Annotated in this window: 24 protein-coding genes; 17 read left to right on the top strand and 7 right to left on the bottom strand. The window is 61.5% G+C overall.

What is annotated here, in order from left to right:
- Positions 1-142: 142 nt before the first annotated feature.
- Positions 143-1,027 carry a recombinase family protein gene (locus G8E03_RS16830; RefSeq protein ID WP_120352620.1) on the bottom strand — a complete coding sequence of 295 codons (885 nt, stop codon included), beginning with the start codon at positions 1,025-1,027 and terminating at the stop codon, positions 143-145.
- A gap of 409 nt (positions 1,028-1,436) precedes the next feature.
- Positions 1,437-2,576: a tyrosine-type recombinase/integrase gene (locus tag G8E03_RS16825; protein ID WP_240910505.1), complete on the bottom strand. Its 1,140-nt coding sequence runs from the start codon at positions 2,574-2,576 to the stop codon at positions 1,437-1,439.
- Between the two features lie 126 nt (positions 2,577-2,702).
- Here G8E03_RS16825 and G8E03_RS16820 point away from each other — a divergent pair, with 126 nt between their 5' ends.
- Together G8E03_RS16820 and scpB are read left to right on the top strand one after the other, a co-directional pair.
- Positions 2,703-3,587 (top strand): DUF1403 family protein, encoded by an 885-nt coding sequence (locus G8E03_RS16820; RefSeq protein ID WP_166195346.1) that lies wholly within the window; start codon positions 2,703-2,705, stop codon positions 3,585-3,587.
- A gap of 3 nt (positions 3,588-3,590) precedes the next feature.
- The gene (gene scpB / locus G8E03_RS16815) at positions 3,591-4,190 is read left to right on the top strand and encodes an SMC-Scp complex subunit ScpB (RefSeq protein ID WP_166195343.1); all 600 of its coding nucleotides are present in this window, start codon (positions 3,591-3,593) and stop codon (positions 4,188-4,190) included.
- On the opposite strand, the gene G8E03_RS16810 is transcribed toward scpB, so the two are convergent.
- Genes G8E03_RS16810 through G8E03_RS16800 form a run of 3 tightly spaced genes read right to left on the bottom strand, consistent with a single transcriptional unit; the run spans position 4,174 to position 7,722 of the window.
- Positions 4,174-5,208, bottom strand: coding sequence for a TniQ family protein (locus G8E03_RS16810; RefSeq protein WP_166195340.1), 1,035 nt, complete (start codon positions 5,206-5,208; stop codon positions 4,174-4,176). The two genes, scpB and G8E03_RS16810, sit on opposite strands and share 17 nt — an antisense overlap.
- A complete protein-coding gene (locus tag G8E03_RS16805; protein WP_166195337.1) occupies positions 5,205-6,086 on the bottom strand; it encodes a TniB family NTP-binding protein in 882 nt (293 codons plus the stop codon). The genes G8E03_RS16810 and G8E03_RS16805 overlap by 4 nt, the downstream gene beginning before the upstream one ends.
- A gap of 1 nt (position 6,087) precedes the next feature.
- Positions 6,088-7,722 carry a Mu transposase C-terminal domain-containing protein gene (locus G8E03_RS16800; protein WP_166195334.1) on the bottom strand — a complete coding sequence of 545 codons (1,635 nt, stop codon included), beginning with the start codon at positions 7,720-7,722 and terminating at the stop codon, positions 6,088-6,090.
- 199 nt (positions 7,723-7,921) lie between these two features.
- Here G8E03_RS16800 and G8E03_RS16795 point away from each other — a divergent pair, with 199 nt between their 5' ends.
- Both G8E03_RS16795 and G8E03_RS16790 read left to right on the top strand, forming a co-directional pair.
- The gene (locus G8E03_RS16795) at positions 7,922-8,881 is read left to right on the top strand and encodes a hypothetical protein (protein WP_240910504.1); all 960 of its coding nucleotides are present in this window, start codon (positions 7,922-7,924) and stop codon (positions 8,879-8,881) included.
- A 298-nt stretch (positions 8,882-9,179) separates the two neighbouring features.
- A complete protein-coding gene (locus tag G8E03_RS16790; protein ID WP_166195390.1) occupies positions 9,180-10,172 on the top strand; it encodes an arsenic resistance protein in 993 nt (330 codons plus the stop codon).
- Between the two features lie 69 nt (positions 10,173-10,241).
- Here the strand turns inward: G8E03_RS16790 and G8E03_RS16785 are convergent, their stop codons facing one another.
- Positions 10,242-10,643, bottom strand: a complete 402-nt coding sequence (locus G8E03_RS16785; protein ID WP_166195387.1) for a MerR family transcriptional regulator — start codon at positions 10,641-10,643, stop codon at positions 10,242-10,244.
- Positions 10,644-10,739: 96 nt separating this feature from the next.
- Between G8E03_RS16785 and G8E03_RS16780 the strand changes: the two genes are divergently transcribed.
- Genes G8E03_RS16780 through G8E03_RS16755 form a run of 6 tightly spaced genes read left to right on the top strand, consistent with a single transcriptional unit; the run spans position 10,740 to position 15,151 of the window.
- On the top strand, positions 10,740-11,147 hold the full coding sequence (locus G8E03_RS16780) for a mercuric transporter MerT family protein (RefSeq protein WP_185805210.1): 408 nt from the start codon (positions 10,740-10,742) through the stop codon (positions 11,145-11,147).
- A gap of 12 nt (positions 11,148-11,159) precedes the next feature.
- Positions 11,160-11,465, top strand: a complete 306-nt coding sequence (locus G8E03_RS16775; RefSeq protein WP_166195331.1) for a heavy-metal-associated domain-containing protein — start codon at positions 11,160-11,162, stop codon at positions 11,463-11,465.
- Positions 11,466-11,502: 37 nt separating this feature from the next.
- Positions 11,503-11,913, top strand: coding sequence for a mercury resistance system transport protein MerF (gene merF / locus G8E03_RS16770; protein WP_240910503.1), 411 nt, complete (start codon positions 11,503-11,505; stop codon positions 11,911-11,913).
- 13 nt (positions 11,914-11,926) lie between these two features.
- Positions 11,927-13,276, top strand: coding sequence for a dihydrolipoyl dehydrogenase family protein (locus G8E03_RS16765; protein WP_166195328.1), 1,350 nt, complete (start codon positions 11,927-11,929; stop codon positions 13,274-13,276).
- A 59-nt stretch (positions 13,277-13,335) separates the two neighbouring features.
- On the top strand, positions 13,336-14,787 hold the full coding sequence (gene merA / locus G8E03_RS16760) for a mercury(II) reductase (protein ID WP_166195325.1): 1,452 nt from the start codon (positions 13,336-13,338) through the stop codon (positions 14,785-14,787).
- A gap of 31 nt (positions 14,788-14,818) precedes the next feature.
- The gene (locus G8E03_RS16755; protein WP_347339238.1) at positions 14,819-15,151 is read left to right on the top strand and encodes a hypothetical protein; all 333 of its coding nucleotides are present in this window, start codon (positions 14,819-14,821) and stop codon (positions 15,149-15,151) included.
- A gap of 132 nt (positions 15,152-15,283) precedes the next feature.
- Here the strand turns inward: G8E03_RS16755 and G8E03_RS16750 are convergent, their stop codons facing one another.
- Complete coding sequence (locus G8E03_RS16750) at positions 15,284-17,599, bottom strand: heavy metal translocating P-type ATPase (protein WP_166195319.1); 2,316 nt, start codon at positions 17,597-17,599, stop codon at positions 15,284-15,286.
- On the opposite strand from G8E03_RS16750, the gene G8E03_RS17355 reads away from it, so the two are divergent.
- From G8E03_RS17355 to G8E03_RS16720, 7 genes are all read left to right on the top strand, one after another.
- Positions 17,598-17,906, top strand: a complete 309-nt coding sequence (locus G8E03_RS17355; RefSeq protein ID WP_205793487.1) for a hypothetical protein — start codon at positions 17,598-17,600, stop codon at positions 17,904-17,906. The genes G8E03_RS16750 and G8E03_RS17355 overlap by 2 nt on opposite strands.
- A gap of 20 nt (positions 17,907-17,926) precedes the next feature.
- On the top strand, positions 17,927-20,479 hold the full coding sequence (locus tag G8E03_RS16745; RefSeq protein ID WP_166195316.1) for an NAD-dependent epimerase/dehydratase family protein: 2,553 nt from the start codon (positions 17,927-17,929) through the stop codon (positions 20,477-20,479).
- Between the two features lie 88 nt (positions 20,480-20,567).
- Positions 20,568-21,005, top strand: coding sequence for a Cu(I)-responsive transcriptional regulator (gene cueR, locus G8E03_RS16740; RefSeq protein ID WP_166195313.1), 438 nt, complete (start codon positions 20,568-20,570; stop codon positions 21,003-21,005).
- A gap of 9 nt (positions 21,006-21,014) precedes the next feature.
- The gene (locus G8E03_RS16735; protein ID WP_166195310.1) at positions 21,015-21,353 is read left to right on the top strand and encodes a hypothetical protein; all 339 of its coding nucleotides are present in this window, start codon (positions 21,015-21,017) and stop codon (positions 21,351-21,353) included.
- A gap of 141 nt (positions 21,354-21,494) precedes the next feature.
- The gene (locus G8E03_RS16730) at positions 21,495-22,946 is read left to right on the top strand and encodes a multicopper oxidase family protein (RefSeq protein ID WP_166195307.1); all 1,452 of its coding nucleotides are present in this window, start codon (positions 21,495-21,497) and stop codon (positions 22,944-22,946) included.
- A gap of 23 nt (positions 22,947-22,969) precedes the next feature.
- Positions 22,970-23,902, top strand: a complete 933-nt coding sequence (locus tag G8E03_RS16725; protein WP_240910502.1) for a WD40/YVTN/BNR-like repeat-containing protein — start codon at positions 22,970-22,972, stop codon at positions 23,900-23,902.
- 11 nt (positions 23,903-23,913) lie between these two features.
- A complete protein-coding gene (locus G8E03_RS16720) occupies positions 23,914-24,411 on the top strand; it encodes a DUF411 domain-containing protein (protein WP_166195304.1) in 498 nt (165 codons plus the stop codon).
- Positions 24,412-24,414: the final 3 nt, after the last annotated feature.

Raw genomic sequence — 24,414 nt, 5'->3', positions numbered from 1 at the left:
TCTGCCTCGATTCGTGGGCGCGTTTTTTATATGACCGCGCGTTATTTATCGAGACTATTGCCCGAGCTATCAGATTCGTGCAAGCTCTTTCTAGATATGGTGTGGTTCAACCACACAGACACAAGCGCAGGCACTACTCAATTCAGTCAAGCAACCCAAGTTTCTCAGCGCGTTCCAGAAGCATTTTCACCGATGACGGCTGCCACTTGGACCTTCCGCGGGGCGTGCGCTCGCGCATCGCTTCCAGCCGGGTGCAGATCGCCTGGAGCGTAATGCCGGGATCCGCGCCCTTGATGGCGGCGACGATGGCGGGCAGACGGTCGTCGGTTTCGCGGCGACCGGCGCGGGCCAAAACTGTCTCGGGCAGGAAGCCGTCGCGGACATAGGCCTTCACGGCGCGTTGAAGGCGGCTTTGGTTCCAGCGACGCGCCTCGGGCAGGGGGCCGTTGATGATGCGCAACACGTCTTCCCAGGCCAAGTCGGGGCGCAACCGGCGCACATGAGGCACCCAATCTTGTGCCGTTTCGTTCAGACGCTCAATGTAGCCGTCCTGTCGCGCCAGTCGCACCTTGCGAAGAGCGGCAGGGTCTTTGGCCCGCAGCCCAGGGTTCCCGCCAATGCGGCCCTTTGTGCGTGCGCTGGCAAGGCCGGCCTTGGTGCGTTCCCGGATCAGGGCGCGTTCGAACTCGGCCGCAGCCCCCAGTACTTGCAACGTGAACTTGCCCTGCGGGGATGCGGTGTCGATCGGATCCTCGATCGAGCGGAAGAATGCGCCCTTTGCCTCAAGCCGTTCGATCACCTCCAGCAGATGCGACAGCGACCGCGCCAGTCGGTCGATCCGAACGACGACCAGCGTGTCGCCTTTGCCGATGCGTTCCAACACCCGCGCAAGCACCGGCCGCGCACGATTGCCGCCCGAGGCCTGTTCTTCATGGATCTCGGCGCAACCCGCGGATTTCAGGGCCTGCGATTGGGGCAGGGGGGTCTGATCCTCGGTCGATACGCGGGCATAACCGATTAGGGGCATCAAATTCTGCCTTTTGCAGTTTCATATATTACTAATAAACGACCGTTTGTAAGCGAATGCAAGTGCGGGCTCTGTGGGGCTGTTCAGTACAAAGCCCTTGGTTCCCTTACGCTGAGCGCGATCAGCGAGCTCTCGCAGACCATTGCGCGCGCGTGCTATATAAAGTGTGTAGGCGCACCCTGACAAAACCCTTGGGTAAAACGCAAAAGTTCCGTATTTTGCACATATGGAGCCTCAAGCATTTATAAAGTGTAATATTTTTGATGATCCTCTTGAGGATGCGGAGGAGCTTGAAGAGACTTCTGAGGATGTCGCGTTTAGTTCCTGATTTCAATTGAAGCCGTAAGCTGAAACTGAAGCGCTGGAATTTCATCTTAGCGCTTCACCAACGCGTCAAGATTCCTGAGCTTCACAGCCCTGCGGCTTTGGTCAGGTTCACCCTGAACCTGTCGCGCCTGCGCTGGTAGCGCCGGGTCATCTCGGCCGACGCATGTCCGAGTTGCTTTTGAACATAACGCTCATCAACCTCTGCCGACGAGGCGAGCCCGGCGCGCAAGGAATGGCCAGAGAACATTGCCAGCCGTTTGGCTTCCGGCAAATCGGATCTGACGCCGCTCTTCAGAACGGTTGCTTTGATCAGCCGTGCGACGTGCTTGTCGGAAAGGCGGGCCTCGAGCGCACGTTTGCCATCCCGCGATGTTCGCACGAAGACCGGCCCGAAGTCGATCTTTGCAAAATACAGCCATTGCTCAAGTGCGTGGACAGGACAGGTCTGGTCGCTTGAGCCGCGCCCGACCTCGACCTCGCGCCACCCGGTCTTGGCGTTCAGCGTCAGCAGAGCGCCATCTTCGAAAATCTCGATCCAACCGCCGGAGTCCGGTGTATCATCCTTGTGCACGTCAAGGCTCACGATCTCGGAGCGACGGAGACCTCCAGCATAGCCCAGAAGTAAGGTCGCCCGGTCTCGAAGCCCGCGGAGATCATAGGGAAGGGTGCCCACCATGGCCTGGATGTCATCGGGCAGGATCGCTTCCTTCTGAACCGGCGGACGCGCGTGTCTGCGCCTAATCCCGGCCAGAACGGTGGCGACATGGCGGTCCTTGCGATCAAGAGTGAACCCGCGCTGCCTGTAGTTCCAAGCGAGGCCGGAGAGGCGCCGCTCAATGGTGGAGACCGAGAGAGCAGGGGCCTTACCAGTCGCGGCGGCCAGGTCCGCCACATAGAGCCCGACCATCTCGGGCGAGGGGGGCAGGGGATCCGTCCCTTTCAACCGGCACCAACGGGTGAAGTGTTTCCAGTCGGCCGAGTAGGCCTTGTTGGTGTTCTCAGCTGTTGAGGCCTCGGCGTAGTCGCGCGCGGTGTCGATCAGCCGGTCGAGCGCGCCGGAGCCGGCCACATGAGCGGGCAGAGCGATTGAGGCTCCGTCCCGAGAGGTTCTCTCGTCGTGTTCGTCACTGTTCAGCGAGTCATAGGACGCTGAGCTCGAAATCTCTGCGTCAGACGCGTCGGAATCCTCGATTCTGGTGCCGTTATTCGTGAGACTGCTCATGTTTCCGAGCATATCAGTTTTACGTCCGATAACGCAAGGTTATTGGACGTATTAAGGTTCGGCAAAGAGGGGCGGTTTTTACACTATATGGTAGCAAAAAGCGCCGCCACAAAATAGTGTTGTGGCATGACATATGCCCGCCCAACCTTCGACAGCGACCCTGATAGCTTACCCCGGATGCCGCCCTGGGTCACCTCGGCACGCGCCGAAACCCCTGAAGATGTGGCGTTTTTGTCCGGCGCAGCACTGAACCACCTGCATCTTGTGTTAGGATACGATCCTGTCCCCCAGGCCTTGCTGCGGGACAGGCTCGCGCTGCGTGCGACGGAGGCTTGTGTCGCGTTTTCGGGTCGTCTGGAGCGGGCAGGGGAGCTGCGCGACGTGGTCCATCTGCTGCGCCCCGGCGACCTGCCCGGCCCGGCAGGCGAAACCTGTCTGGCGTGGCGTCGCGCCACAGAAAGGCCGGTGACCGTGCAAGCTCTGGTCCGGGCGCTGCCTGAACTTCAGGGTGATCAGATCGCGAGTTGGCTCGATGCCGGGCAGGGGGCACCGGTCGGTCGCGCGGCAATGGTGCTGGAGGCGGTACTAAACGATGCCCCCCGTGCCGAGGTGCCCGCACTCCTCCTTGCTGACGCGGCCCTCGCTCAGGCGCTTGGTTGGGATCATGTCGTGCCGCTTCTGGCCGCAGGCCTGAAACGCGCCAACATGCGCAAGCGAGGCAAAGACCTACGCTCGGCTTGTCATCGTGCGCTCGTCTCATCGGCGGTCGATGCCGTGCGTCTCTCAACTGACCTCGCGCGGCGGGCAGCGCATCTCAAAGCGGTCGCGCCGAAGCTGCGCGCCAAAGGCGCAGAGGCCGCCGTCGCGATGTTCCTGACCCAAGATGCCGTCGCGCCTGCGGCCCTCCCACTACCGGACCGGTCCGCACGGCGGCTCTGTGACCGGTTGGTCGATCTCGGCGCGGTGCGCGAGCTGACCGGCCGCGACACGTTCCGGCTCTACGGGATCTGAGCGATGGCCAAGGATCACGCCGAAACTGACTTCGATCGGGAACTGAACGATCTGCCAGCCGAATTGCGCTGGCGCGAATGGATGCGGCGGATTGAAGCCGTTCTTTTCGCCAGCGCATCGCCGGTGCCGCGCGAGGACCTGGCTCGGGTGGTAGGGCAAGGAGCTTCGATTGAGCTTCTGATCGAGGACCTGGCCGCTGACCTTGACGGCCGATCATTCGAAGTGACAAAGGTCGTCGGCGGTTGGATGCTGAGGACGAGGCCCGCCTACGCCCCGGCGATACGGACCGCCGCTGATATAGGTGAACAGGACCTCGATCTGCGCGAGTACGATGTCGCTGTCCTGGCCGCCATCGCCTACCACCAGCCGATCACACGGGACGGCCTGAAAGACATCTTCGGCAAAGAGATCAGCCGAGATCTGATCGGAAGATTGCATGCGCGTGGATTGATCGTCACCGGGCCACGGTCGCCGCGGCGCGGGGCACCCTATACCTATGTGACGACGGAGCAGTTCCTGGTCGCGTTCGATCTGGAGTCGCTGCAGGACCTGCCCGATCGGGAGCAGATGGAGGATGCAGGGGTCATCAATTCGCAGGCATAGCCGTTGCCAATGATGTGCGGCGGTTTGAATGAAGGCGAACGATGACCTGTCGTAAGTCCGCCAAATCAGGATGTCTGGAGCGCGTCTTTGTTCCCGGTGTGATCTGTGACGTGATCTCTGCTCTCAATGACGCCACCAAGTCGGAATGCTTGGGCGCAGCCCGTGCAATGCGGGTCCAGAGATCAATTGCAGGATGCACGGAACGTTTTTGGAGGTGCGTCATTCCATCGGCCAACTGGCGGAACAATACGTAGCGGACCCGGTGCGGCAAGCGCGAAATTGACGTCGGCTGGCCATTGAACGTGAAACAAGCAGCCCCAAGCATGGCGGGCAGGGATGTCTTTCCATGCCGTCCATGTCCTGCAACATGCATTCGAAGCAAATCGTCGATGAGCCGTTCGAGACGCTGCACATCATACTCGGCGGGCAGGGTGGGTTTTCGGAGATCAGCATCGCACCAGACGCAGAAATGTTGCGGCAGAAGCCGGTTCTGTCGAGCAGGCGCAATGCCGCCGCCGCAGGCAGGGCAGTGATCGCGCAAGCGGCATCCATGCCGAAAGCAGGAAACGCGCGTCGCCAGGCTCCAGCCGCGCCGGAAGAACGGTGCGCGATCCTCTTTCAGGCATGCCGGGCAATATTGCAGGCGATTGACCCGAGCGGTCAATGTGCGGGCATCTCCTGATCCTGTGATCTGCCGCACTCGCAACCGGGCCAGCGGGTCGCGGTGCAAAGCCAGGCCATCAATCTCCTCGGCGGGCAACCGGGTTCGCTCGACCAGCAAACTGAGGATTCGCCCGGGAAGGTCTCGGTCAAGCTTCGCAGACCAATCTCCAACTGCGACATCCAGAACCCGCCCAAAATATTGAGGTGGAATTCCATTGGCCATGGCCAGCCGATGCAGCCAGCTCGACAGAAGCTCTCCGCGTGCCGGTGCAACAACGCCGGGCCAGCCTTGCCCCACCTCATTGCCGTAGTCGCGCGCTGGTGTGACTGTGATCTCGGACGCAGACTGGTTCACATCATTTCGCGGCGCAAAGGCGCGTTTCGGCGTTTCGACAGGGGCGTGTAACCAAGCGAGGTAATGGTCGCTTCAGAAATGTGTTCCTCGCCGTTCCTTATCGCCTTGATGGCCGCGCTACTCACGATATCGACGACCTCTCCGATCAAGCCCTCTGACAATTCATGGATGATCTCAGCCAGTGACGGTCGCGACAGGTTCGAGGCGTGGGCGAGAGGGATGCTGGTTTCAAGACTGTCGAGGAGCGTCGCGAAATCCTCGTCATACGCCCATCTGGGAATAGGGATCGTATCGAACCGCGATCCCATTTCCTCGGTGTCGTGTACCGCGTCATAGACCGCAACCTCGCCAACCAGTACGGGCGAAATGTCGTGGACACGTGCGATACGGCGCAGGAACGAAAAGATAGATTTCACGTCCTGTCGGCGCCCTCGAAGGGCGCTGTGAAACTCATCGAAGATGAGCAGGCGGGGTTTCAAGCTGTCCAGCAAATGATCCACCTGCTCGCCCGCGCGCGACAGGCTCCGCCAACCAGATGCCTGAGGCGCGCGCAACCCGGCAAGAATGCTGGCATAGAAGTGAGACAGTCCGGCACCTTCTCGGGTCTGGATCACCCAGATCCTTTGACGTTCTGACTGCAGCAAATGTTCAATCGCAAAGCGTTCGGCGATCATCGTCTTGCCATTGTGATAGGGGCCTGTCAGCAAGAGCCCTCTGGGACGCAAGGTTACTGGCCGATCAAGCAGCAGACTCATGGCGTTATGGGCGCGACTTGCAACCGGATGGCTGATCCAACGGGCCGACCGGATATGGGCGATGCGGCACGCGTCACCGGCATCGAGAAGTGATGCGGCGGAGTCTAGGAGGTGATCAATCATTTCACCAATCCTCAACCGGAAAGACGCGGCGCGGGCGCTCAGAGTCAGGCGTTTCCCGGATGGGTGTCGGGGCAGGAGTCAGGCTCTGGTAGGGTTTCGGCGCCTGAGCCGCATGCCTGGCCCGTGCGATTTCCTTCAGCCTTTGCTTCTTGGTTGCTGAGGCATCCACGGTCGCTGCGATTTCGCGGCGGATCGCGGTCTTCTCCTCGATCGGGCGCCGACCAGTTTCGCGCGCTCGGTTTCTCTCGGCCCTGTGCTGCCAGAGGGTGACCGCTTCAAGCAGTCCATCCCGACGCGCCACAGGGCGCCAGACTCCTATATCGGGGTCCTTGATGTAGATGTGGCTAATGTCCCGAGGATCATAACGAACATCGAGAGCATCCAATCGATCACGGCGGGCGACCAATGGGCCCATCCATGGGTCGAAATAGTCATTGGCAAACAGGCTGACACCCTGAGGTGAAATCCTGCGTGTCTTGTGCGGGAGAAAGCTGAGCAGAACATCGAAAGGGTTGTCTTCCGGGCCATCCGGCTGACGGCATTTTCGTTCCCATGCAATTGTCGGGACCGTCAGCTTGCGTTCATTCTGGCTAAGATTGTGATCGATAATCGCCAGCGCGATACAGCGTTCGAGGTCTGCAAAGTTCAGCCTCGCACGGTCTTCGGACAGATACTCACCCCGATCCGCGATGGAACGCCCGGTCTTGCCAGGCAGGGAGCGCAGCACCGTATTCACCTTGCCTAGAAGCCGTTCGACAACCCCGCCACGATGGACGGTCCCCTTGTTCCGGCTTTGAATTACAATGCCGTACTCGGCACAACCTCGGATGAAACTGGTGCTTCTGAATTCCATGGCGGAATCCACGACGATCTTCTTCGGGCGGCCAAACATTGACCAGGAATGATTGATGTCGCGCGCTGCCAGCCAGTCCTCCTTGCGGCACATCACCTGCGCCAGACAGAGGGCGACCGACAGGCGTGAGGGCTGCTCAAGGGTCAGGCAGAAGCCGATAATCGCGCTTGTTGCAACATCGGCTGCGATAGTGAGATAGGGGCGTCCAACATAGATGCCCTGACCGTCGATGACTTCCACAAACTGGATGTCGGCGGGGGTATGGTCTATCTGGACAACATCGAGTGCGTGTTTGGCCCGGATATAGCCTGGGCGGGGTTTCAGGCGCCGTAGATTTTTCCCTCCTGAATGTCGCCGTCGTGCAATCTCCTCGGGCGTGAACAGTCGTGGGATACGCTTGGAAACGGTGACATAGGCAGGCGGATCAAGTCCTTCGCTGCCGCATCGGGCGCGGATTTCATCGACAATCGGCGCAAGGTCCGGTTGCTCGGGCCGAAGCCACATCTCCCGAAGGGTTGCCGAAATGATCTCCTCAACAGCCGGGCTGATCCTTGCGCGCCTGGCTCCACCTGTCTTTGGCAACAGCGAAGACACCCGGCGCTCGGCACGATATCGGCGCAGGTGGTTGTAGACTTGGCGCGTCGAGAGACGCAATTCGGATGCGGCGCGAGAAACTGCGGGGCGCATAGGCTCTTGCCCGTCCAAAATTCGGTCCAGCTCGCGCGCAATACGCGTTGCCTTGGCCCAAGCCTCGTCAGACGCTTCGTTTTCGCGCAGCGTCATGAACCCGCTGCTCCACGGTTTCTAAACCCCATCTTCTGCCCCATTTTCTCGCTTGTTGAAACGCGAGCTAAAAATTGAAATCGAAACGTAAAATACCACGTCGGATTACGCTTCATCCTACTGGAATCCTGTAAGAACTTTTTGATGAAACGGCAAAGCAATTGCGACAGAGGACGACCTGTGGTTCCTGCCCGGTCCGATGGAAGAGGAGCCGCATTATCTGCCGCCCGGACCTAGGGCCGAAGTGCGTGAGACCGCTGTTCTCGACGATTGGCGACGTGCCGAGGCGGGCCATGCTGCCCGCCTTGCCCGTGTGGCCGGCCGGATCGGGGCGCTAGACGACCGTCTGAAGCGTGGCCCGGAAGGCTGGCGGCACAGGCTTGCGTTGATCGAGGCGGCAGACCTCAGCTGGTTTGCAGGCGACCGAATTGGCCCGGATCGGCTGGCGCTCTGGATCTCCATGCGCCTGCCCGGCGTGCAGGATGACACCGCAGCGCTTACGCGTGTCGGATGGGCGGTGCGGCGTCTTACAGGCGGTCCCGGCCCAGAGGTGGACCTGTCCGCCTTCCTCGATCGCCGTGACCCCGAGAACATGGTGGATGAAGCCGAGCCCTTCGCGGATCGCGCGGGCGGGTGGCTTGACATGATGGCGCAAGCCGCCGACCTGCACCCGATCACGCGTGCCTGCATGGGATTTCACCTCTGGAGCCTCGCGGGCCTCGAACAGCAGAGCGACGGAATGGAAGCGGCGGTCACGGCGTCGCGCATTGCCGCGCATGAGGGCGAGGGGGCGATATTCGCACCCTTGGCCATGGGTGGGGCGGGGGCGCTGCGCACCGGCGGCCCACCCGCTAACCGCCTGGCGCGCTGGCTCGACGGGATGGAAACGGCATGCCTGACCGCGATGCGTCACCTCGACGATATCGAGACATGGTCGGCGCGGGCGGAAGCCGAGATGACTCCGCTCTCGGGCAAGACGCCACCAGCCCTGCGCGAAGTGCTGACCGAATGGCCCCTGGTCTCTGCCCCCATGGCCGAGGCCCTGACCGGAGCCAGCCGCGCCGCTGTCCAGCGCAACCTCGCCTGGATGGAAGCACGGAATCTGGTCCGCGAGCTAACAGGGCAAGGACGGTTCCGAATGTGGCGCGCCACAAACTGATTGTCGAAGCGATCTGTGCGGTGCCCATGTTGCGTCTATCCGCAGCACGGCTGAAACGGTGAGGAGCACCGTTTTGCAGATGCTCGAGGTCAAAGAGTTCGGCTGATCGGCTGAGACAATTCGGCTATCGCCGCGTCTACAACTACCATGAAAGCATTGTCGACTGGGTCGTGACCGGTCTACGGGTATAAACCGGACAGAGCATACAACGCTCCAAGCGACGAACGAGCCGTTGTCGCAATGGCCTGTCCAGTGATGTCTTCTTGAAAATTGCCGACGGAAAGAGCAGGGGCAGGACATAAAGCTGCAAAATCTCGAACGCCATCAAGCCTGGATATATCTCGCTGCCATCCTCTCCGGTCTGGTCTTGGGCGCGCTCGCGCCCAGTATCGCGGGGGTGTTAGAAGCGCTGCTGTGGCCGGTGCTGGGATTTATGCTTTTCACTACTTTCGCTCAGATGCCGCTCGCGCACCTGCCGCGCGCGACGCGCGACCGGCGTTTCATCGGCACCATGCTGATCGGCAACTTTGTCCTGGTGCCGCTGCTGGTCTGGGGGCTGATCGCGTTCCTGCCTGACGATCCTGCGCTTCGGCTCGGGGTGCTTGTCGTGCTGCTGGTGCCCTGCACCGACTGGTTCATCACATTCACCCATCTCGGTCGCGGCGATGCGGTGCGTGCCGCGACCGCGACACCGATCCTCCTCGCGGTTCAGTTCGCCTGTCTGCCGCTCTTCCTCTGGCTGTTTCTCGGCGAGGCATTCCTTGAGCTTCTCGCCGCCGACCGCATTGCCGCCGTCTTTGCGGCGCTTGTCCTGCTGCCGCTCACAGCGGCTTTCCTGCTGGAGCGTTGGGCAGAGGCGCGCCCGGAGCGGGCCGCGATAGTAAATCGCCTCGCCTGGCTGCCGGTTCCGCTTCTGGCTGTCGTGGTGTTCCTGATCGCGGCCTCGCAAGTCGACGCGGTAAGGGATGCGCTGCCGGTTCTGGCGCAGGTGGCGGGCGTCTACGTCGCCTACCTCGTCGCCGCAGCACTTCTCGGTGCGGCGACCGGGCGGGCGGCCGGATTGCCCACTAGCGGGCGACGAACGGTCATCTTCTCGCTCGGAACCCGCAACTCCTTCGTCGTACTTCCGCTGGTGTTGGCGCTCGGACCGGAGTGGAACGTGGCGGCCGTGGTCATCGTCTTCCAGTCGCTCGTCGAGCTCTTCGGCATGGCCGCCTATCTGTGGATCGTGCCGCGCTATCTGGTCCCCGAACATGCGGCGATCACGCGGGACTCCGCACGGAACGAATGATCGCAAACAACGGCGCTGGCACCATTGTCCGCTTGGCTGACATGCGTGGGCGTCCTCAACTATGGCCCTTCAGGTCACCTCCGTCAGCGCGTCGATCACAGGGCATTCAGGGACATCGTCACCGGTGCATTGCGCCACGGTGGAGGACAGCACGCGTTCGATGTGTTTGAGATCGTCGATCTTGGCGCGGACCGAGGCGAGATGCGAATTTGCAAGACCCTGCACCTCACCGCAGGTCTGGACCCCGCCATCGACCAATGCGAGCAGATCGCGGACTTCGTCCAGCGTGAACCCCAGCTCGCGCGCCCGCATGATGAAGCGCAGGCGCCCGACATGGCTCTCGTCATAGGCCCGGTAATTCTTCGACGTGCGCGGCGGCTCGGGCATGACGCCGATGTTCTCGTAGTAGCGGATGGTCTCGAGGTTGCATCCGGTCAGTTTGGCCAGATCGCCGCGCCTGAGGACCTTCACCGATCTGTGATGATTTTTCACGTTTGACCCCCTTGAGCCTGTACCAGCTACAGACCCTAGATTGAGATCATCACTGAGGCAAGGATGCTTCGAACCATGACTGAGACCACATCCGCGGGCCGGCAGACGGCAATGGACGAAACAGTGGCTGCCGACAAAAAAGCATGGGCGACAACCTGGCTCGGCGCGCTTGGCGCGCTGGCCATGACCTCATGCTGCATCCTGCCGCTGGTGCTGGTCAGCTTCGGCGTTACCGGCGTGTTCATTGCGCAGCTGGGCGTTCTCTACCAGTACAAATGGATCACCTTCGCGCTGAGTGCCGCCTTCATCGGCTATGGATTTTACAAGGCCTATCGTCCGATCGCGGCCAAAGTCTGCGCGGATGGCACCTGCGCGCGTCCCATGAACCGGACACTCATGCGATCCATTCTTTGGATTGCCACCGCAATCGTCGCCGTCGCGATGATCTTTCCCTATCTCACCCCATACCTTCTGTCCTACTGAAAGGCCGAACCCATGAAGTCACTCCATCTTGCCCTTGCGGTCGTTGGAACTCTCGCAGCTTTCCCCGCCAGCGCCGCCGAACAGCGCATCAATATCGGGGTCGGCGAACTGACATGTCCGACCTGCTCCTACACGGTGGCGGCGGCCATGCGGGGCGTTCCCTCGGTCGAGATCATCGACTTCACGGAAGGAGAGGAATTCGGCACCGGCACCTACATCGTCGCCTTTGATGACGAGGCCGCCGATCAGGACATGATCGTCGAAGCAATCCGCGCCACCGGCTATCCGGCGGACATCGTCGAGTCCGGCGATTCCTGATCGCATTCACCGACCCGCACTCGGAGCTGGAGACAGCATGACAGACATGAACAATAAAAATGAACCCACGACCCTTTTGCGGCGCGGCCTCATCGGCAGCGTATTTGCGGCGATCTGTTGCTTCACGCCGTTCCTGGTGCTGATCGTCGCCGGGGTCGGACTTTCTGCCGTTGTTGGTTGGCTCGACTACGCGCTTTTCCCGATGCTCTTCGCCTCGCTGAGTGCGGTTGCATATGCCTTGTGGCAGCAAGCCGACAGACAAGGGCACAGTCCGAAAGCCCTTCTCATCGGCTTGGCGGTTGTTCTTTCGGCTCTGCTGTTCTGGCTGGAGTTCCGCTTTGCTCTGCGGATCTCGATTGCCGCCGCTTTGGCGGTGGCGGGATATGCGCTCTGGCTCAGAAAATCAGGCAGTTCAGCAGTGAGCCAGATCAAGAGAAACTGGCACTAGGAAAGGAACAGGTATGACCAAGACGTATGACCTCATCGTGATCGGCGGCGGCACCGCTGGAAATGGCGTCGCCCGGACGGCCGCGGATGCAGGCTGGAGCGTCGCCAGCATTGACAGCGAACCCCATGGCGGCACCTGCGCCCTGCGCGGCTGCGATCCCAAGAAAATGCTGGTCGCGGTCACCGAGGGTGTCGAATGGGCCGAAAACATGAAGGGCAAGGGGCTGGAGGCGCAACCTTCGGTCAACTGGTCCGACATGATCGCCTTCAAGCGCAGCTTCACCGACAACATGCCGCCGCGCATCCAAGGCGGAATGGAGAAGGCGGGGATTGACGTTTTGCACGGAGAGGCGCGGTTCACCGGCTCCGATACGATCGAGTGGAACGGAGAAACCCTGACGGCGAAGCATTTCCACATCGCCACCGGCGCGCGGCCGATGACGCTGAACATTCCCGGCGAAGAGCATCTGACCACTAGCACCGAGTTTCTTGAACTCCCCGAACGGCCTGACCGCATCGCCTTTGTCGGCGGTGGCTTCATCGCGATGGAATTCGCACATATCGTCAGGCGCGCCGGGTTCAGCGAAGTGACCGTGCTGGAAATGGCGGATCGCCCCCTTGGTAACTTCGACCCCGACCTGGTCGAAATGCTGGTCGAAGGCACCGAGAAACTTGGCATCGACCTACGCACCAAGGCGAAGGTCACGAAGATCGAGAAACAGGGCGATGAATTTACCGTCACAGTGGAACGCGCCGACGCCACCGAAACCGTGACCTGCGACCTGGTGGTGCATGGCACGGGCAGGGTGCCGAATATCGACGGGCTGAATCTTGAGGCGGCCGGCGTCGAATACACGCGCCGCGGCATCAAGGTGAGCCACGCGATGGGCACCACCAACCCGGCCATCTTCGCGGCTGGCGATTGCGCCGATAGCGGGCTCAATCTCACCCCAGTATCGGCGGCAGAGGGGCGCATCGCGGGCAAGAACCTGCTCGCCGGAGAGGACGCCAAGGAGATCAAATACCCGCCGATCCCGTCGGTTGTCTTCACCCTGCCGATGGTGGCCACGGTCGGCTTGTCGGAAGCGGAAGCCAAGGAACAAGGGCGGAAGTTCGATGTGCATTTCGAGAAGACTGAAGGCTGGTATTCGTCGCTGCGCGTCGGCGCGAAACATACCGGATTCAAGGTTCTTGTCGAACAGGGCAGCGGGCAGATCCTCGGCGCGCATCTGATCGGACCGGGCTCCGAGGAACAGATCAATCTCTTCGCCATGGCCATGGGTGCCGGGCAGACCGCCAACCAGATCAAGGCGATGATCTTCGCCTATCCGAGCTATGCCTCCGACATCGGGTCGATGGTGTAATTTCAGAATTTTGGCCGGGCGACCGTCGCGATGTCCGGTCGCAGGCCAAGGAAGAAGACATGGACCAGACCGTCAAGAAAAAGGATTGCTGCTCATCGAAAGAGGTGAGCGGCGACCAATATGACCTCATCGTCGTGGGAGCCGGCTCGGCCGGGTTCTCTGCCTCGATCACGGCAGCCGAGGCCGGAAAGCGCGTGGCTCTTGTCGGGCACGGCACCATCGGCGGCACCTGTGTGAACGTCGGCTGCGTGCCATCCAAGGCGATGATCCGCGCCGCCGAGGCGGTCCATGGCGGCGCGTCCGCTGCCCGGTTTCCGGGCATCTCGCCTTGCGCCCATGCCGTGGACTGGGGTGGCGTGGTGAAAGGCACCGCCGATCTGGTCGAGGAGATGCGGCAGAAGAAATACATCGACCTGCTGCCCGCCTATGAGAACGTCACCTATATCGAGGAAGGCCCGGCGCGACTGGTTGAGGGTGGCGTCGCTGTCGGAGGCCGGGTGATATCCGCGCCGCGCGTCCTGATTGCCACCGGGTCTCGCCCGCATATACCTGTAATTGACGGGATCGAGGCCGTGGAGGCGTTGGATTCCTGGGGACTGCTGACTCTACCCGACCGGCCCGAAAGCATCCTCTTTCTGGGCGGCGGCTATATCGGCTGCGAGCTGGCGCAAATGGCCTCGAGACTGGGGGTGAAGGTCACGCTAGTGACCCGCTCACGCCTTCTGCCAGGCGCCGAGCCGGAGGTGACCGAGGCGCTGACGGAGGCGCTGAAGGTCGAGGGCATCACGGTCGAGACCGGTCTTGCTTACGTCTCGGTCGCGAAAGCTGCGGGCGGCGTCAGTCTGACTGTCGAACGGGGTGGCAAGACCGAGGATCTGACCGCCGAACGGCTGGTTGTGACCACCGGCCGGATCGCCAATTCCGAGAACCTTGGATTGGAAGAGCTTGGCATCGAGACCGATGCGCGCGGCTCGGTCATGGTCGGCCCCGACATGGCGACCACGCGTGCCGGCGTCTGGGCCGCGGGCGATGTCACTGACCGTGACCAGTTCGTCTACATGGCGGCCTATGGTGCCAAGGTGGCGATCAATAATGCCCTTGGATTGGAGCAGATGCGCTATGACAACGCGGCGATGCCGTGGGTCGTGTTTACCGACCCGCAAGTGGCCGGCGTCGGCCTTTCGGAGGCCGAGGCCAAGACGGCGGGGTACGACGTCAAGACCAGCGTGATCACGCTCGACAACGTCCCGCGCGCCGCCGCTGCACGCGATACCCGCGGCGTGATCAAGCTGGTGGCCGACGTCAAGACCGACCGCTTGCTGGGCGGTCAGATCGCAGCACCCGAGGGCTCCGAGACCATCCAGACGCTTGCCATGACCCTCAAGTTCGGTATGACCGCAGGGGCGCTCGGCGAAACGATCTTCCCATATCTGACCACGGTTGAAGGACTGAAACTGGCCGCACAAACCTTTGACAAGGATGTGGCAAAGCTCAGCTGCTGCGCGGGGTGAGACCATGGCATCAGGCGATAGATCGGACTTCTTGTCGACGCTTCCCGGGGGGCTGATCGGCTGGGGCTTGCCAATCGCCGCGATGCTCCTGGCGATCGGCGTCCCGCATCCGGTCAAGACCTGGGTCTGGGTCATAGCGCTGATCTGGATGGGAGCAGCTTGTCTTTGGAACGCGCACCGGTGCAAGCGGCGGCATTGCTTCTGGACCGGACCGTTTTTCCTTGTGATGGGGCTGGCCGTATTGGCTTACGGGTACGGTTTCGTGGATCTTGGCGGCCAAGGCTGGAAGTGGCTGGGTGCGGTGATCGGGATTGGCGCGTGGGCTATCGCGGCCATCACGGAGCGCGAGGGCAGGTATCGTTGATAAGCCGTGCGGAACGACGACTTTTTATCGTCGCTGTCGGCGTCGCCTACAATTTTGCAGAACACTCGGTCAATCGACAGGAGAGTGCTGTATCCGCGCGATGGATTATTGGACCCGGGAGCTTGATGCAGGTCATAACCGGACCGTCCGCAACCTGAGAGCATTTCCAATTACCGAAACAGAAGAAAGACTCATCGCAGCGGCTGCAAACATTGGAGAGATCAACAGCCCGAAGAATGGATACAGGATCCCCGCTGCGATCGGTACGCCAGCCGTGTTGTAGATCATCGCGAAGAAGAGGTTCTGCCGGATGTTCCGCATCGTCGCCAGCGAAAGACGCCGCGCGCGGACAAGTCCGTTCAAATCGCCCTTCAACAGCGTGAAGCCGGCACTCTCAATCGCCACATCGGCACCGGTTCCCATTGCTATCCCAACATCCGCCTGTGCCAGTGCCGGCGCGTCGTTCACGCCATCGCCAGCCATCGCGACCTTGCGACCCTCGGCCTGAAGCTCACGGATGATTCGCGCCTTGTCTTCGGGCAAGACATCGGCCCGGACATCATCGATGCCGAGCCGTGACGCGACGGCACGCGCCGTGCGTTCGTTGTCACCTGTCGCCATGACAATCCGGAAGCCCAGTTCGTGCAGCGCCTTCAATGCGGCGGGCGTGGTTTCCTTGACCGGATCGGCGACACTGACAAGGCCCGCCACGGCACCGTCGATGATGACGAACATCACCGTTTCACCTTGATCGCGGCGATCATTGGCCACCTCGGTCGCGGCGGGCGCATTGAGGCCAATTTCGCCGATCATCCGGGCGTTTCCGAGAGCGACGGACTTGCCGTCCACGATTCCCTTGACCCCCATGCCGGTGACCGCCTCGAAGTCATGCGCGCTGGCAAGGTCTATCCCGCGCGCCTCGGCCCCGCGAACAATGGCTTCGGCCAGGGGGTGCTCTGACCCGCGTTCAAGGCTGGCGGCCAGCCGCAGGAGATCTTCCTCGTCATGGCCGTCCTCGGGAAGGACGGCGGCAAGCTCCGGCTTTCCCATGGTCAATGTGCCGGTCTTGTCGACGATCAGGGTGTCTACCTTCTCGAACGCTTCCAGGGCTTCGGCATTCTTGATGAGGACGCCCGCCTGAGCGCCGCGTCCGGTCGCCGTCATGATCGACATCGGTGTCGCGAGCCCGAGCGCACAGGGACAAGCGATGATGAGCACCGCAATGGCGGAAACGAGACCATAGGCGAGGGCAGGGGTGGGCCCCCAAATCGACCAGGCAATGAATGAAACGATGGCCACGGCGATCACCGCCGGCACGAAATACCCTGCCACTGCGTCGGCGAGCTTCTGGATCGGTGCGCGTGACCTTTGTGCGGCTGCCACCATTTCGACGATCTGCGCAAGCATCGTGTCCTCGCCGACGCGTTTCGCTTCGATGATCATACTGCCAGTGCCGTTGATCGTAGCGCCGGTAACGGCATCGCCTGTCACCTTTTCGACCGGTACGGGTTCGCCGGTGAGCATCGACTCGTCGACAGAGGACCGCCCGTCGATCACTTCGCCATCCACCGGCACTTTCTCGCCCGGACGTACCCGGATGTGATCGCCGATCTGGACATCCTCAAGCGCTACTTCTTCCTCGCTTCCATCGGCTCGGATAATCCTCGCGCTCTTGGCGGCAAGGTCAAGCAGGGCCCGGATGGCGGAGCCAGTTCGCTCACGTGCGCGCAGCTCCAGGATCTGACCGAGCAGAACCAGCACGACAATCACTGCCCCTGCCTCGAAATAGATGCCGACATTGCCCTGGTCGTCGCGGAAGCCTGCGGGGAAAAGGCCTGGTGCGATCACCGCGAAGGTGCTGAAGGTCCAGGCCGCGAAGACGCCCATGGCGATCAGGCTGAACATGTTGAGATTCAGCGTGCGGAAGCTCTTCCAGCCTCGCACGAGAAACGGCCAGCCGGCCCAGAGAATGACCGGCGTCGCCAGGATCAGCTCTAGCCAGTGAGCAAGCCTTTCCCCTGTCCAGTCGCGGATGGGCATGCCGACATAGCCGCCCATCGCGAGCAGGACGACCGGGATGGTCAGCGACGCGCCAATCCAGAAGCGGCGGGTGAAATCAACGAGTTCGGGATTCGGGCCTTCGTCACCAGTGGGCACGCCCTTGGGTTCCAAAGCCATCCCGCAGATCGGGCAGTCACCCGGTCCGACCTGCTCGATTTCGGGGTGCATCGGGCAGGTGAAAATCGTTCCCTCGGGCATCGGCTCCGGCGCCGGCCCTGCACCCAAATACGTCTCGGGCTCGGCGTCGAACTTGTCCTTGCATCGTGACGAGCAGAACAGAAACTCTTCGCCCGCGTGAGTTGATCGGTGTTTGGCCGTCGCGTGATCGACCTTCATCCCGCAGACGGGATCAGTGACTTCGCGTGTTTCTGCTTTTTTAGTGTCCATGTCAGGTTCCTTCGGCAGGCTGCTGACAATTTACTTAATGCTTCTAGTCGCTGGAAGGTCAATAGAAGCCTGCACCCTTTCAAATGTTCGATCCCAGACGCGGCCTCCAACCTTCCAGCGCTGGAAATTGAAACCAAATGCCAATGACTTAGTTGAACCGGTAGCAACTGAAAGAAGGAAGAAGATCATGATGGATGGGGGAATGATGGGTGGCGGCATGATGATTGGCATGGGAATCGTCTGGCTTCTTGTCATCGTGGTGCTGGTTCTCGCGATCGTGGCACTGGTGAAATACCTGCGCACGTAGCTTGAAGCCGGAGTGCCACCGTGACGGATGAAAGCAAACCTGTCGTCATTGTCACCGGGTCGAGCGGGTATCTCGGATCAGCGGTGGTGCGACGGCTGCATGAGTCCTACCGCGTCGTCGGACTTGACCGGTATTCGCCACCCCATCCACCGCATCAAGCCGAGTGCGTCTGTTTCGACATCACCGATCAGGCAAGTGTCGATACCGCGCTTGATCGCGTACGGCTGGCATATGGCGACAGTATTGCCGCCTGCATCCATCTTGCCGCCTATTTCGACCTCTCTGGCGAGGATGATCCCGCCTATGATGCGGTTACCGTCGAAGGGTCGAAACGTCTTCTGAAGGGCCTTCAGGAATTCAAGCTGGAACAGTTCGTCTTCGCGTCCACCATGCTGGCGCATGCGCCGACCGAGCCTGGCGAGCCGATAGACGAAGATCATCCTTTCGATCCCAAATTGCCTTACCGGGCGTCGAAGGTGCGGACCGAAAGAATGCTGCGCGAAGAACGGGGTGACGAGAAACTCGTGCTGATGCGCCCCGCCGGAATCTACGATGACAAAGGGCAGTCGACTTTTCTGACCCATCAGATCGTCCGCATCCACGAGAAGCGCTTCAGCGGCAAGCTCTATCCCGGCGACCTGTCGCGCGGGCAGGCCTTCCTGCATCTTGACGATTTTCTTGACGCGGTGGAAAGCATCGTCGACCGGCGCGCCAAGTTGCCGGACGTTTTTCCGGTACTTTTGGGTGAATCAGACCCGATTCCGTTCGGCGAGTTGCAGCGCCTGATCGGGCGCGAGCTGCACGGTGAGGACTGGATCACCTGGAACGTGCCGCCCCAACTGGCCAAGCTCGGCACCTGGACGGAAAACAAGATATTTGGCGAGGATGCCTTCATCAGGGCGTGGATGGTCGATATTTCCAACGATCACTACGAGCTAGACCTTTCGGCGGCTAAAAAACACCTGGACTGGACGCCTGAACACAGCCTCCGCGACGACATGCCGGGCATCCTTCAGCGACTGAAGGACGATCCCTACGAATGGTACAAAGCGAACGGTTTGAACGCCGCACGGGTCTCGGCGGCCAAGGTCGAAAACGCCGTGGCTGAAGAGGCCGCCGAGGAGACGCCATCCGAGGCTGAAGCGAGCGAAAACAGGCGCGAACACGACGACCACATGCGGCAGATGCATTTCTCGATGCTCTGGGTGCATTGGCTGGTCATGGCGCTCGGCCTGTGGCTGGCCACCGCCCCGTCGGTTTTCGGTACATTCGATCAGACCGAATTCAGCGCAGCGGTCCAGCGGGTGACGGAAGATCGCGGGCTGTGGGCCGCCTCGACCCGCAGCTGGCTCACCGCGTGGAACGATGTCTTCACCGGGCTTGCCATCATGGTCTTTGCGGCGCTGTCGCTGCGCCATGGCAACGGCTGGGCGCAATGGGCGAATGCCGCACTGGGCGTCTGGCTGCTGGCCGCGCCGCTGGTGTTCTGGACGCCGGATGCGGCCGTCTATGCCAATGACACGCTGATCGGCGCGCTGGTGGTCGCGCTGACGATCCTGATCCCGATGATGCCGGGCATGTCGCGCGAGGGGATGATGGACGACAGCGACATTCCGCCCGGCTGGACTTATTGCCCCTCCACCTACGTCCAGCGCCTGCCGATCATCGCGCTCGGTGTCGTGGGCTTCATCCTGTCGCGCATCCTGTCGGCCTATCAGCTCGGCCATGTCGATAGCGTGTGGGAACCGTTCTTTTCGTCGCCCTCGGCGCTGAACGGCAGCGAATACATCATTACCTCGGATGTCTCGAAAGCCTGGCCCATTGCTGACGGCGGTCTTGGCGCGATGAGTTACATGTTCGAGATCATGATGGGCGTCATGGGCAGCCGCCTGCGCTGGCGCACGATGCCCTGGATGGTCGCACTGTTCGGCATCGTGGTCGGGCCGCTCGGCGTGATCAGCATCTATTTCATCATCATCCAGCCGATCACGATCGGCACCTACTGCACGATCTGCCTGATGGCGGCGCTGGCCATGCTGATCATGATCCCGTTCTCGCTCGATGAGATTGTCGCGATGGTGCAGTTCATGGTGTGGAACACGCGCCGGGGCAGACCGTTCTGGCGCGCGTTCTTCAGGGGCGATGCACTGCCCGGTGGCGCAACCGGGGGCGAAATGAGCTTCGACGCGCGACCGATGCAGATTTTCCGACAAAGCGCGCGTGGGGTTACCGTCCCATGGACACTCGGGCTGAGTGCTGCGATCGGGGCCTTCCTGATGCTGTCGCGCGCGATCTTTGGCAATGAAGCAGCGATGGCGAACAGCGATCACCTGCTGGGCGCACTGGTCCTGACCACAGCGGTCATCGCCTGGGCCGAGGTCGCGCGTCCACTGCGGTTCCTCAACATCCTATTCGGCCTCTGGCTCGTCATCGCGCCGTGGTTTCTGGGCGGAGGCACGGTGGCAGGCAGCCTTGTCGGTATCCTCGCCGGTATCGCTCTCATCGCGCTCAGCCTGCCGCGTGGGAAGCGCAGCGAGGAACACTATGGGAGTTGGGACAGGTTCATTTTTTGAAGGGGCGTCACAAAAAGATTGCCAAGCGTCCTTGACCTTCCAGTAGGTGGAAGGACTATCTGGTGTTTCAAGGAGAGGATTGTCAGCCATGAACATTGGAAATGTTTCGGAACAGAGCGGATTGCCGGCGAAAACGATCCGGTATTACGAGGATATCGGACTCGTGCAACCATCGCGGCGTGAAAACGGGTACCGCGATTTTGCTGTTCAGGATCTGCACAAGCTGGCGTTTCTCGGCCGGGCGCGGTCATTGGGTTTCAGCATCGATGAATGTCGCACGCTGTTGTCATTGTACGAGGACCGCGAGCGGTCCAGCGCCGACGTCAAGGCGATCGCACAAAGCCATCTCGCGCGGGTGGACCAAAAAATCGAGGAGTTGCAGGCGCTGAGCGCGACGCTTCGTGATCTCGTTGTTCGGTGTCATGGCGATGATCGTCCGGACTGCCCGATAATGGATGATCTGACGCGTTCCGACCTCCGGAGACGCGAAATCATCCCGCTGGAACAACCCTCTGAACACTGGTAAATTAGCCGCATGCACTTCGTCGCCCGCCTCATCATGATAGCCGTCCTTGCCGCCTTCGCGGTAAGCTCGGTTGCGCATGCGGCCGGTTCGGCCAGGATGGCATCTGAAATGATCACAGCCGGAGCTGAAATGCCAGGTGCCGACTGTGAGGCGTGCGATGATTCGGCGGGACCCTCAGGCATCGCTTGCGATTTCGTATGCAACTCGGCGGCCGCCGCCGCGCTGGTGGAAACGTCGGCGGAATTTGGTCTTCATGCAATTTCGAGCGCGCATGGCATGTCGATCGCGCGTGATTTTCGCGGTCTGACCAGCCCACCTGCCAAACAGCCTCCAAAATTCCTTCTCTGATCTGACACGCGCCGCGATTTCGCGGTCGCCGTGTCATGCCGTGACGCCGGAGCCATGCTGCTCCGCGCTGCGGGTATTCCCCAACCGCAGTTGCCGCTTTGGCTCCGGCGGAGGACCGAATTATCAGAGAGCCCCTGTCCGATGTCTTTCAAATACAAACCTACTGTCACGCGCCGCGCCTTTGTCGCGTCGTCGCTCGCGGGTGTGATGTCCGCCACCCTGCCTTTTCCGAGGATGGCAGAAGCCGCCACCCGGAAATTCTCGCTCCGGGCCGCACAGGGAAGGACACGGCTTGTTCCTGAGCCACATCCCGACACCGCGGCCTGGTGCTACAACGGCAAAGTACCGGGCCCGGAGATCCGCATCCGGCAAGGCGAACGCCTGCAGGTCGAGGTTACCAACGACCTTGCAGAGGAAACCACAGTGCATTGGCATGGTATCCGGCTTCCGAACGCGATGGACGGGGTGCCGCACCTTACACAGGTGCCGATCGGCCCGGGCGACAAGTTCGTCTATGAATTCGATGCAGTCGATGCCGGCACCTTCTGGTATCACCCACATCAGCGCAGCTTCGAGCAGGTCGGGCGCGGTCTCTACGGTCCCCTTATCGTCGAGGAGGCCAATCCCCCTCGTGTCGACCGCGAAGTTACCTGGATGCTGGACGACTGGCGACTGACCGACGACGCATCGATTTCTGACGATTTCGGCAATGCCCATGACGTGAGTCACGCGGGCCGCCTCGGCAACACCGTGACGATCAACGGTCTTGTGCCGGAGACATTCGCCGTGGCATCAGGCGAGCGGATCCGCCTCCGCCTGATCAACGCCGCGAATGCCCGGATCTTCGCGCTCGATTTCGGGGACCATACACCGCGCATCATCGCGCTCGATGGCCAACCCGTCACGCCACATGACCCGCCGGGCGGTCTTGTCGTTCTTGGACCCGCAATGCGCGCCGACGTAATCTTGGATTGCATCGGTGAGCCCGGCGCGCAATCCCAGCTTGTCGACCGTGCCTATCGCGGGAACGATTTTCGAGTCCTCGATTTCACCTACGCTGAAACCGCCCTGCGCGAGGCTACACCGGACTGGCCGATCACACTGCCAGTCAACCCTATTCCCGAACCAGACCTGAGTTCTACGCAGCGTCATGAGGTGACGTTCACCGGCGGGATGATGGGCATGATGGTGGAGCGAGAGATGGGCCTGGAGCCGCGTGGAGGCATGATGGGCGGCGGGATGATGGGCATGATGCATGACGGGCGCGGCATCTGGTTCATCAACGGAAAAGCCGCCGAGGGGCATGTGCTCGACCCGTTCCTGACGCTTAAACGCGACGCGAGTCACATCCTGGAAATGACCAACGCGACCGCTTTTGATCACCCGATTCATCTGCACGGCCACTCATTCCGCGTGATCAGCCGAAACGGTGCGCCGACGCCGCATCGGGAATGGCAGGACACGGTGCTCATGGCGCCCCGCGAACGGGTCGAGATCGCCTTCGTCGCCGACAATCCCGGCGACTGGATGTTCCACTGCCACATTCTCGAACACCAAGCTGCGGGAATGATGGGCGTGATCCGCGTCGCATGAGCCCCGGAGGAGGAGGACAAGAGATGACAAACAGTACCTTGAATTTTGAGCCGGACAGACGCCACTTCCTGGCACTGGGTATGGGTGCAGCCGCAGTGCTCGTGTTGCCCGGCGCGGCCCGCGCGGCCGGCGGGACGGCCGATATCCGAACGCTCGCCTTCGATGGCGACACGCTGCTGATCGCAGGGGCAACACTGAGGGCCAGCCCCGACGGCGGTCGCAGTTGGCATGACAGGCCAACACCTTCCCCGGTCTCCTCGATCGCCACGCATCCTGCGCGTCCCGGACGTCTCCTTGCCGGTTTGGCGCGGGGAGGGGTGGCCGTGTCCGGCGATGGCGGATCGTCATGGACTACCCGAAGCGACGGGCTTGCGTCCGGCGAGGTCACCGCACTGGCTGTGGCCGCCGGAACCCCCGACATGATCTATGCCGCAATCCGCGGCGACGGCCTTTGGAAGAGCGAGGACGCAGGTGCCAGCTGGGCCCTCGCGATGGACCGGCCCTGGCTCGACGCGGCCGAGCGTGACCCGCTGACACTGGCATCGGTCGATCTCGATACCGGGATGGGCGGCATATGGATCTATGCAGGAACTGAGAAAGGCCTGACCCGTGTTCCGGACTGTTTCTGCCGCTGGCAGGACGTTCAGCCGGGCAATGCGATGGACGCTCTGGTGGCGGGCGATGCACCGCCTGCCGAGGCACCACTTCCGACGGGCGAACCGGTCCTGTCGCTGGCCAGTGCTCTGACGGCACCGTCTAAGCTTTACGCGGCGCTGCCGTCGGGGGTGTGGGCGTCGCAGGACGGCGGCGTGGTCTGGACGCACAAGGCAGAAGGGCAGGGGAGGGCCGTCGCGCTTCACCCAAGGGACGAAAATCACGTGGCCGCCATACTCGACGGCACTCTGAGACTCAGCCGCGATGGCGGCGCTACCTGGACCGCGATCACGGTCGCATGATGGAGAACCCCATGAACAGAAGAATTTTCTTGGCTTCGCTTGCTGCACTTGGTGTCGGCGGAACCTTCACTTTCACGACGCTGACTTCGGCACAAAGCACCGAACACGCGACCGGTCCCGCAAGTTCCGATACGGAAGGCGGGTCGAAACAGATCACCATCTGGCGCGACCCAGGCTGCGGCTGCTGCGACACCTACGCCGATTACCTGGAAGAGAACGGTTATACGGTAACACGCATCGACGATCGGGATTTCGACAAGCGCTCGATCGAAGTCGGCGTTCCCGAACAAGGGCTCGGTTGTCATCTTGCCGAGATCGAAGGCTATTATGTCAGTGGACTTGTGCCCTCGGAGATCCTGGAAAGGCTGGTCGCGGAGAAGCCCGACATCACCGGCATTACATTGCCGGGCATGCCTTCGAACGCGCCAGGCATGGCACGCGTAAAGACCGGTACGCTCAAGACCTACGCCTTCGGCGAGGGCGGGATCGCCGTTTACTCCGATGAGTAACTG

Source organism: Pontivivens nitratireducens (assembly GCF_011290545.1).
Taxonomy (GTDB): domain Bacteria; phylum Pseudomonadota; class Alphaproteobacteria; order Rhodobacterales; family Rhodobacteraceae; genus Pontivivens; species Pontivivens nitratireducens.
Note: the sequence above shows the minus strand (reverse complement) of the source record. Positions and strands in the feature narration are given on the sequence as shown.